This window comes from Ideonella sp. (assembly GCF_036277275.1).
Lineage (GTDB): Bacteria > Pseudomonadota > Gammaproteobacteria > Burkholderiales > Burkholderiaceae_C > Ideonella.
This window is the reverse complement of sequence record NZ_DASUNH010000078.1, coordinates 1-8,310: the sequence shown is the minus strand read 5'-3', so window position 1 is coordinate 8,310 and position 8,310 is coordinate 1. Positions and strand designations below refer to the sequence as shown.

The window sequence follows — 8,310 nt, the reverse complement described above, 5'->3', positions numbered from 1 at the left end:
GCCAGCGCGTCCAGCTGGGTGCGCTTGACGAAGTCGGCCGCCTGCTCGGGGTCGGTCAGCAGCTGGTCGTGCGTCATCACCGCGTCGGTGCCGTGGCCGTCTTCCTTGTCACCCTGCATCGTCTCGAGCGAGCCCAGGCAGCCCAGTTCGCCTTCGACCGTCACGCCCTGGGCGTGGGCCATGTCGACGACCTTGCGGGTCACGTCGACGTTGTAGTCGTAGCTGGCGATGGTCTTGCCATCGGCCTCGAGCGAGCCGTCCATCATCACCGAGCCGAAGCCCAGTGCCATCGCGCCGCGGCAGATGTCGGGGCTCTGGCCGTGGTCCTGGTGCATCACCAGCGGGATCTGCGGCCAGGCTTCGACGGCCGCCTGGATCAGGTGCTTGATGAACGCTTCACCGGCGTACTTGCGGGCGCCGGCGCTGGCTTGCAGGATCACCGGCGCGCCGACTTCCGCCGCGGCGGTCATCACGGCCTGGACCTGTTCCAGGTTGTTGACGTTGAAAGCCGGGATGCCATAGCCGTTTTCGGCGGCATGGTCCAGCAGCTGGCGCATGGAAACGAGAGGCATGGTCTTCCTCACTGCAGTTGAAAAACAGGCCCCGGCGCCGGGCGGGCCGGGCCGCTGCCGTCACAAGGCAAGCAGGAGCCGGGCCGATGTAATCGCGCCGTAACTCGGCGGATTCTACCGAGCGCCCCTTTTCAGCCTTTCCACAAACTTGGGGCGTGACAAGCAGCACGCGTGCCAAGCCGTAGCGGCCTTCCCGGTTCGGAACTGGGCCGGAAAGCCACCGCTTATCCGGCTCCAGTTTGCGCGCGATCGGCCAACACTGTGAGCCTGGAAACCCGGGATTCGCGACCGCCGCGGCCCGCCCTCCTCGCTGTCACGAAAGTCCACCATGGCCCGCATCGAACTGGCTCAAGTCACCACCTGGATCACCCGCGTCGCCGAAGAGCACCCGGCCGACCTCGCCAAGGCGGTGGCCGCGCGCGCCGGTTGCGGCATCGGCAAGGCTCGCAGCCTGGTCAAGCAGCTGGTCGGCCTGGGGTGGCTGCAGGCCAGCGGCGAAGGCCGGCGGGCCCGCTATTCACCGGGCCGGCTGCGCCAGATCGTGCAGCGGTACCCGCTCGCCGGCCTGAACGAGGACCTGCCCTGGTCGCGCGATTTCGCGCCCCATTTCGAGATGCCAAAAAACGTGCGCCAGCTGATGCAGCACGCGTTCACCGAACTGCTGAACAACGCCATCGACCACAGCGAAGGCCAGTTCGTCACCGTGTCGATGCGCCAGACGCCGGCGCACCTGCAGCTGCTGGTGTCGGACGACGGCCGCGGCCTGTTCGACAAGATCCGCGAGGGCTTCGAGATCGAAGACCCGGCGATGGCGATGCTGGAGCTCTCCAAAGGCAAACTGACCAGCGCGCCCGATCGCCACACCGGCCGTGGCCTGTACTTCACCTCGCGCCTGGCCGACATCTTCGACCTGCACGCCAACACGGTCGCCTTCCAACACCGTGAGTGGGACCCGCGCAGCTGGAAGCAGGCCCGCGCCGTCAAGCAACAGCAAGGCAGCGCCATCTACCTGGCGATCGCACTGGACACGACCCGCACGCTGGATGAAGTGATGCGCTCGGCCAGCATCGACGCCCAAGGCTATTCGATCGAGTGCACCACCCTGCCGCTGCGGCTGATCGTCAACGAAGACACCGGGCTCGAATCACGCGCCCAGGCGCGTCGTGTGGCCGCGCGCCTGACCGAGTTCAAGCAAGCCGAGTTGGACTTCACCGGCATCGAGCACATCGGCCAAGGTTTTGCCGACGAGCTGTTCCGCGTCTTCGGCCGTAACCAGACCGCTGTGCAACTGGTGGTGAAGAACGCCGGTCCGCGTGTGAACGCGATGATCGAGCTGGCTCAGGCGGCGTAAATAAGGCCCCCACGGCCCTCCCGGGCCTGCCCCCCGAGGGGGCTCGCGCAGCGGACCGGCCAAGCCGGATCCGCGCACGCCACTTGAAGAGCCCGGCGCTGCGCGCGGGCCTGGTCAAGTGCCTCCGGCGGGGCTCGCGCAGCGGATTGGCCAAGCCGGATCCGCGCACGCCACTTGAAGAGCCCGGCGCTGCGCGCGGGCCGGTCAGGTGCTCCCGGAGAGGCTCGCGCAGCGGACCGGCCAAGCCGGATCCGCGCACGCCGCTTGATGGGCCCGACGCTGCGCGCGGGCCTGGTCAAGTCAACCGACGCGGCAAACCTTGAGCATGTTGGTGCCGCCGGGGTAACCCATCGGCTCGCCGCACGTGATCGCGTAGGTATCACCCGGCTTCAACACGCCGCGCTTCACCAGCAACCGCTCGGCCTCGGCCAGTGCCTGGTCGCGGTCGGTGTAGTTGGGCATCAAGATCGGCCGCACGTTGCGGTACAGCGCCATGCGTGACTGCGAGCGAACCTGGCTGGTCAGGCCGTAGATCGGCACCTTGATGTTGTGCCGGCTCATCCACAGCGCCGTCGAGCCGGACTCGGTCAGCGCGATGATGGCCTTGCAGCCGAGGTGGTGGGCGGTGAACAGCGCGCCCATCGCGATCGACTGGTCGATGCGGCCGAACTGCTTGTTGGTGAAGTCGGCCTCCAGCCGCACTTCGTCGGCCCGTTCGGCTTCGAGCGCGATCAGCGCCATGTGCTCGACAGTCTCGACCGGGTAGCGGCCGGCGGCGGTCTCGGCGCTCAGCATCACCGCGTCGGTGCCGTCGAGCACCGCGTTGGCCACGTCGCTGACCTCGGCGCGGGTCGGCACCGGCGCCAGGATCATCGACTCCATCATCTGCGTCGCCGTGATCGCGATCTTGTCCATCTCGCGCGCCATGCGGATCATGCGCTTTTGCAGCGCCGGCACCGCGGCGTTGCCGACCTCGACCGCCAGGTCGCCGCGCGCGACCATGATGCCGTCGCTGGCGCGCAGGATCGCTTCCAGGTGCGGAATGGCTTCGCTGCGCTCGATCTTGGCGATCATCGCCGGCTTGTGGCGCCACGGCTCGCCGGCCACGTTGGCCAACTGGCGCGCCATTTCCATGTCGGTCGCGTTCTTCGGGAAGCTCACCGCCAGGTAGTCGCATTGGAAGCTCATCGCGGTCTTGATGTCTTCCATGTCCTTGGCGGTCAGCGCCGGCGCGGTCAGGCCGCCGCCTTGCTTGTTGATGCCCTTGTTGTTCGAGAGCTCGCCGCCGATCTTGACCAGCGTGTGCACCTGCTCGCCCAGCACACGGTCGACCGTCAACACGATCAGCCCGTCGTTCAGCAGCAGCGTGTCGCCGGGCTTCACGTCGCGCGGCAGCTCCTTGTAATCCAGGCCCACGCCTTCCAGGTCACCCAACTCGGTGCGGCCGGCGTCCAGCACGAAGCGGGCGCCCTTTTCCAGCATCACCTTGCCTTCGGCGAACTTGCCGACCCGGATCTTCGGGCCTTGCAGGTCGGCCATCAGCGCAACCGGGTTGCCGACCCGAGCGGCGCATTCGCGCACCAGGTTGGCCCGGTCGATGTGGTCTTGCGCCTTGCCGTGGCTGAAGTTCAGTCGCACCACGTCGACACCGGCGCGCAGCAAGTGCTCCAACACATCGACCTCGCTGGAGGCTGGGCCGAGGGTGGCGACGATCTTGGTGGCACGGGACATGGTGGGGGCTTCTCCGGAGTCAATGCAGCAGGCGATTATCGGCAGCCCGCCGCGTTTTCGGTTACCGAGCGATTACGTGGCTATTCAGCGCCATGTGCCGAAGCCCGCGCCGCCGCCACGTCGGTGACCGCCAACGCGGTCATGTTGACGACCCGTCGCATCGTCGCCGAGGGCGTCAGGATGTGCGCCGTGGCCGCCGCACCGAGCAGGATCGGCCCCACCGTCACGCCGTGGCCACCGGTCACCTTCAGCACGTTGAACAGGATGTTCGCAGCGTCGATGTTCGGCAGCACCAGCAGGTTGGCAGCGCCGCTCAATGTGGTGTCGGGCAACACCGCGCGGCGAATGGTTTCCGACAACGCCGCGTCGCCCTGCATCTCGCCGTCACTTTCGATGCCAGGGCAGCGTTGCACGAAAAGCTCACGCGCCGCGCGCATGCGCTTGGCCGAGGCCCGCGTCGACGAGCCATACATCGAGTGCGACAGGAACGCCACCTTCGCCGGCATGCCGAAACGCTGTACCTCCTCGGCCGCCATCTGCGCGATCTCGGCCAGTTGCTCGGCGGTGGGCTCCTCGTTGACGAAGGTGTCGGCGATGAACAGCGTGTGCTGCTCCAGCATCAGCGCGTTCATCGTCGCCATCGTGCCGGAGCCGGGCCGCGCGCCGAGCACGTTCTTGACATGGTCGAAGTGGTGGTCGAAGCGGCCGACCAGGCCACACAGCAGCGCATCGGCGTCACCACGACGCACCAGCATCGACGAGATCAGCGTGTTCGACCGGCGCAGCGCTGCCTTGGCCGCCTCGGGCGAGATGCCGTCACGGCCCATCAGGCGGTGGTAGTCCTCCCAGCAGGCACGGTAGCGCGGGTCGTCTTCCGGGTCGACCAGCTCGAAGTCGACGCCGGCCTTCAGCCGCAGGCCGGCGCGCTCGATGCGCATCTCGATCACATTGGGTCGGCCGACCAGGATCGGCTTTGCGAGCCCTTCATCCTTGACGACCTGCACCGCACGCAGCACCCGCTCGTCCTCGCCCTCGGCGTAGACCACGCGTGCCGGCTGGGTCTTGGCCGCCAGGAACACCGGACGCATGAACATGCCGGTCTGGTAGACGTACTTGGTCAGCTGCTCGCGGTAGGCCTGCGGGTCGGTGATCGGCCGTGTCGCGACGCCCGACTCGGCCGCGGCCAGCGCGACTGCCGGTGCAATGCGCAGGATCAGTCGCGCATCGAACGGCGTCGGGATCAGGTAGTCGGGGCCGAATTTCAGCTCCTTGCCGGCATAGGCGGCGGCCACTTCATCGCTCGTCTCGGCCTTGGCCAGCGCCGCGATCTCGTGCACGCAGGCGAGCTTCATCGCCTCGGTGATGCGCGTCGCGCCGCAGTCGAGCGCGCCGCGGAAGATGTACGGGAAGCACAGGACGTTGTTGACCTGGTTCGGGTAGTCCGAGCGGCCGGTGGCGATGATGCAGTCGGGCCGCGCGGCCTTCGCGATCTCGGGCCGGATCTCGGGCTCGGGGTTCGCCAGCGCCAGGATGATCGGCTTGGCAGCCATGGTCTTGACCATCTCGCCGGTCAACACGCCGGCGGCCGAGCAGCCGAGGAACACGTCCGCCCCGTCGACCACGTCGGCCAGCGTCCGGGCATGGGTGTGCTGCGCATAACGGCGCTTGGACACGTCCAGCGTGTCACCTCGCCCCTCGCGCACGACACCCTTCGAGTCGACGACGAAGATGTTCTCGCGCTTGACGCCCAGGCTGACCATCAGGTCCAGGCAGGCAATGGCGGCGGCGCCAGCGCCCGACACCGCGAGCTTGACCTCGCCGATCTTCTTGCCGACCAGCTCCAGCCCGTTGATCAGCGCGGCGCTGGAGATGATCGCGGTGCCGTGCTGGTCGTCATGGAAGACCGGGATGTTCAGCCGTTCGCGCAGCTTCTGCTCGACGTAGAAGCACTCGGGCGCCTTGATGTCTTCGAGGTTGATGCCGCCCAGCGTCGGCTCGAGCGCGGCGATGATCTCGACCAGCTTGTCGGGGTCGTTCTCGGCCAGCTCGATGTCGAACACGTCGATGCCGGCGAACTTCTTGAACAGGCAACCTTTGCCCTCCATCACCGGCTTGCCGGCCAGCGGGCCGATGTTGCCCAGGCCCAGCACCGCGGTGCCGTTGGTCACCACGCCGACCAGGTTGGCGCGCGAGGTGAAGTCGGCCGCCAGCTTCGGATCTTCTTCGATCGCCAGGCACGCGTACGCAACGCCCGGTGAATAAGCCAACGACAGGTCGCGCTGGTTCGACAGGGGCTTGGTCGGCGTGACGGCGATCTTGCCGCGCGTCGGGCTGCGGTGGTACTCGAGCGCAGCGTCGCGCAAGGCCTGTTCGGCCGGGGTCAGGGGGGTCGCCATGGTGTTGTCTCCTCGCGGGGCTTGCTTGCAGGTCTTGTGCCCAGCGTAGCAGCCTAACGTGGCATGGCCGATGTGGAAAGCCGCGATCGCGGCGGCGGCACAACGCTCAGCGCACCGGGCGTTCGCAAGCCGCAGGCGCCACGGCCGCGGCGCGGGCCGCCTCGCGGGCCTGTTTGTCGAACCAGGCCTGCAACAGCTCGCCCGGCCCAGCAGCGGCGCCATGGCACGGGCGGTTCTTGTAGCTGGACCAGACCGGCTTGTCGCCCTGCCAGCGCACCAGGCGGCTGTGGACCTCGTCGACGCCGTAGCCGATGACGCCAATGCGCCGTTCCGCCAGGTAGCCCAACAACTGCTCGGCGGTATCGGCATTGCCGCGTTCGCAGTGGCGCGCGGCATGGCCCCACTCAGTGACGATCACCGGGTGGCTGGCGGCGAAACGGCCGAAACGCCGGTCCCAGCCGGCGGGTGAGTTGTCTTCCGAGCCGAAGTAGGGGTGCACCGCATAGGCCAGTTGGCCGATGGGGTCGTTCAGCGGCGGCGCGCCGTCCAGCCGCTGCGCGCCTCGCAGGCCGTCGGCGATCAGCAGGTTGCGCACGCCGCTCTTGCGCAGCGCGTCGATCAGCATCTGGTGACCGGCGCGCCAGGCTTCCCAGATGCCAGGGCCGGGGTCGGGCGGGCTGGCTGGTTCGTTGAACAGCTCGAATGCGATGCCGAGGTCGCTGGCGAAGTGGGGCGCCACCGTCGTCCACGCCCGCAGGGCCGACGCCTTGGGCAACATCTCGACCGGCTTGACGCCTGTGCGCCCTTCCCACTGCAGCGACAGGATCACGCTGAAGCCAGCGCGGCGGGCCTGCGCCACCGCGTCCTTCACCTCACCGAGATAGTCCTTGTCGTACTCGGGCGACTGCGGGTCGAGAAAGGGCTGGCCGATCTGCAGCCGCATCACATCGGCGCCGATGGCGCGCGCCAGCTCGATCGCCGTCGCGCCATAGCGCTCGCGCGCAGCGCCGGTGCTCGGGTCGGCTTGCCGTTTGCTCGGCACCAGACGGCCGAAAAACGACAGGCCTCGCGGCACCCAGGGTTTGCAGTCGCGCAGCAGCTGGCGGCCACCGTTCTGCACGCCCAGCACGCCGGTACCGGGTGGATCAGCCGCCGCCCAGCCAACGGCTGCGGCCAGGCAGCCGATAACGACGAATCGAACGCAGCGGCGGCTCACCGGCGCCGCCTCGGTCAGGCGGCTGCGCGTTTGGCCAGGATTTCGAAGGCCGGCAGTGTCTTGCCTTCGAGGATCTCGAGGAAGGCGCCGCCGCCAGTCGAGATGTAGCCGACGTCCTTCTCGATGCCGTACTTGGCGATCGCGGCCAGCGTGTCGCCACCACCGGCGATGCTGAATGCATCGCTGTCGGCGATCGCGCGGGCAATGGTTTCGGTGCCTTTGGCGAAGGCATCGAACTCGAACACACCGACCGGGCCGTTCCAGACGATGGTGCCCGCGGCCTTCAGCTGTGCGGCCAGCTTGGCGGCCGTCTTCGGGCCGATGTCGAGGATCAGGTCGTCGTCGGCGACGTCGGTAGCGGCCTTGACGGTGGCGGGCGCGTCGGCGGCGAAGGCCTTGGCGGTGACCACGTCTTCGGGGATCGGCACGTCGGCGCCGCGGGTCTTCATCGCCGCGATCACCGCGGTGGCTTCGCTGACCAGATCGGCTTCGGCCAGGCTCTTGCCGATCTTCAGGCCGGCGGCCAGCATGAAGGTGTTGGCGATGCCGCCGCCGACGATCAGGCCGTCGACGTTCTTGGCCAGCGCCTGCAGGATCGTCAGCTTGGTCGACACCTTCGAGCCGGCGACGATCGCCACCAGCGGCCGTTTCGGGTTGGCCAGCGCCTTGCCGATGGCGTCGATCTCGGCGGCCAGCAGCGGGCCCGCACAGGCGACCGGCGCGAACTGCGCGATGCCGTAGGTCGAGGCCTCGGCGCGGTGCGCTGTGCCGAAGGCGTCGTGCACGAAGATGTCGCACAGCGCGGCCATCTTCTTCGCCAACTCTTCGTTGTTCTTCTTTTCGCCCTTGTTCAGGCGGCAGTTTTCGAGCAGCACGACCTGGCCGGGCTTCACGTCGACGCCGTCGACCCAGTTGGCGACCAGCTTGACCTCGCGACCCAGCAGCTCGGCCAGGCGCTCGGCCACGGGCTGCAGCGAATCCTCAGGCTTGAACTCGCCCTCGGTCGGGCGGCCCAGGTGGCTGGTGACCATCACCGCGGCGCCG

6 protein-coding genes are annotated in these 8,310 nt (G+C 68.1%); 1 reads left to right on the top strand and 5 read right to left on the bottom strand.

The window, feature by feature from the left end; all coding sequences use genetic code 11:
- Positions 1 to 572 (bottom strand): class II fructose-bisphosphate aldolase (locus VFY73_RS13730; RefSeq protein ID WP_329719610.1); only part of this gene is annotated, 572 nt, incomplete at its 3' end.
- A gap of 328 nt (positions 573 to 900) precedes the next feature.
- Here VFY73_RS13730 and VFY73_RS13725 point away from each other — a divergent pair.
- Positions 901 to 1,923 carry an STAS-like domain-containing protein gene (locus VFY73_RS13725; protein ID WP_329719608.1) on the top strand — a complete coding sequence of 341 codons (1,023 nt, stop codon included), beginning with the start codon at positions 901 to 903 and terminating at the stop codon, positions 1,921 to 1,923.
- 300 nt (positions 1,924 to 2,223) lie between these two features.
- On the opposite strand, the gene pyk is transcribed toward VFY73_RS13725, so the two are convergent.
- The 4 genes from pyk to VFY73_RS13705 form a co-directional block, all read right to left on the bottom strand.
- Positions 2,224 to 3,654: a pyruvate kinase gene (gene pyk, locus VFY73_RS13720; protein WP_329719606.1), complete on the bottom strand. Its 1,431-nt coding sequence runs from the start codon at positions 3,652 to 3,654 to the stop codon at positions 2,224 to 2,226.
- Positions 3,655 to 3,734: 80 nt separating this feature from the next.
- Entirely contained in the window at positions 3,735 to 6,050 is a 2,316-nt protein-coding gene (locus VFY73_RS13715; protein ID WP_329719604.1) for an NADP-dependent malic enzyme, read from the bottom strand.
- 106 nt (positions 6,051 to 6,156) lie between these two features.
- Positions 6,157 to 7,266, bottom strand: coding sequence for a glycoside hydrolase family 5 protein (locus VFY73_RS13710; RefSeq protein WP_329719602.1), 1,110 nt, complete (start codon positions 7,264 to 7,266; stop codon positions 6,157 to 6,159).
- A 14-nt stretch (positions 7,267 to 7,280) separates the two neighbouring features.
- Positions 7,281 to 8,310: phosphoglycerate kinase (locus tag VFY73_RS13705; protein ID WP_329719600.1), on the bottom strand; the 1,030-nt coding region annotated here is incomplete at its 5' end.

What these genes read in the sequence shown, in the direction of transcription:
- pyk (WP_329719606.1), bottom strand. Translation starts at nt 3,654, where the DNA reads ATGTCCCGTGCCACCAAGATCGTCGCCACCCTCGGCCCAGCCTCCAGC.
- VFY73_RS13715 (WP_329719604.1), bottom strand. Translation starts at nt 6,050, where the DNA reads ATGGCGACCCCCCTGACCCCGGCCGAACAGGCCTTGCGCGACGCTGCG.
- VFY73_RS13725 (WP_329719608.1), top strand. Translation starts at nt 901, where the DNA reads ATGGCCCGCATCGAACTGGCTCAAGTCACCACCTGGATCACCCGCGTC.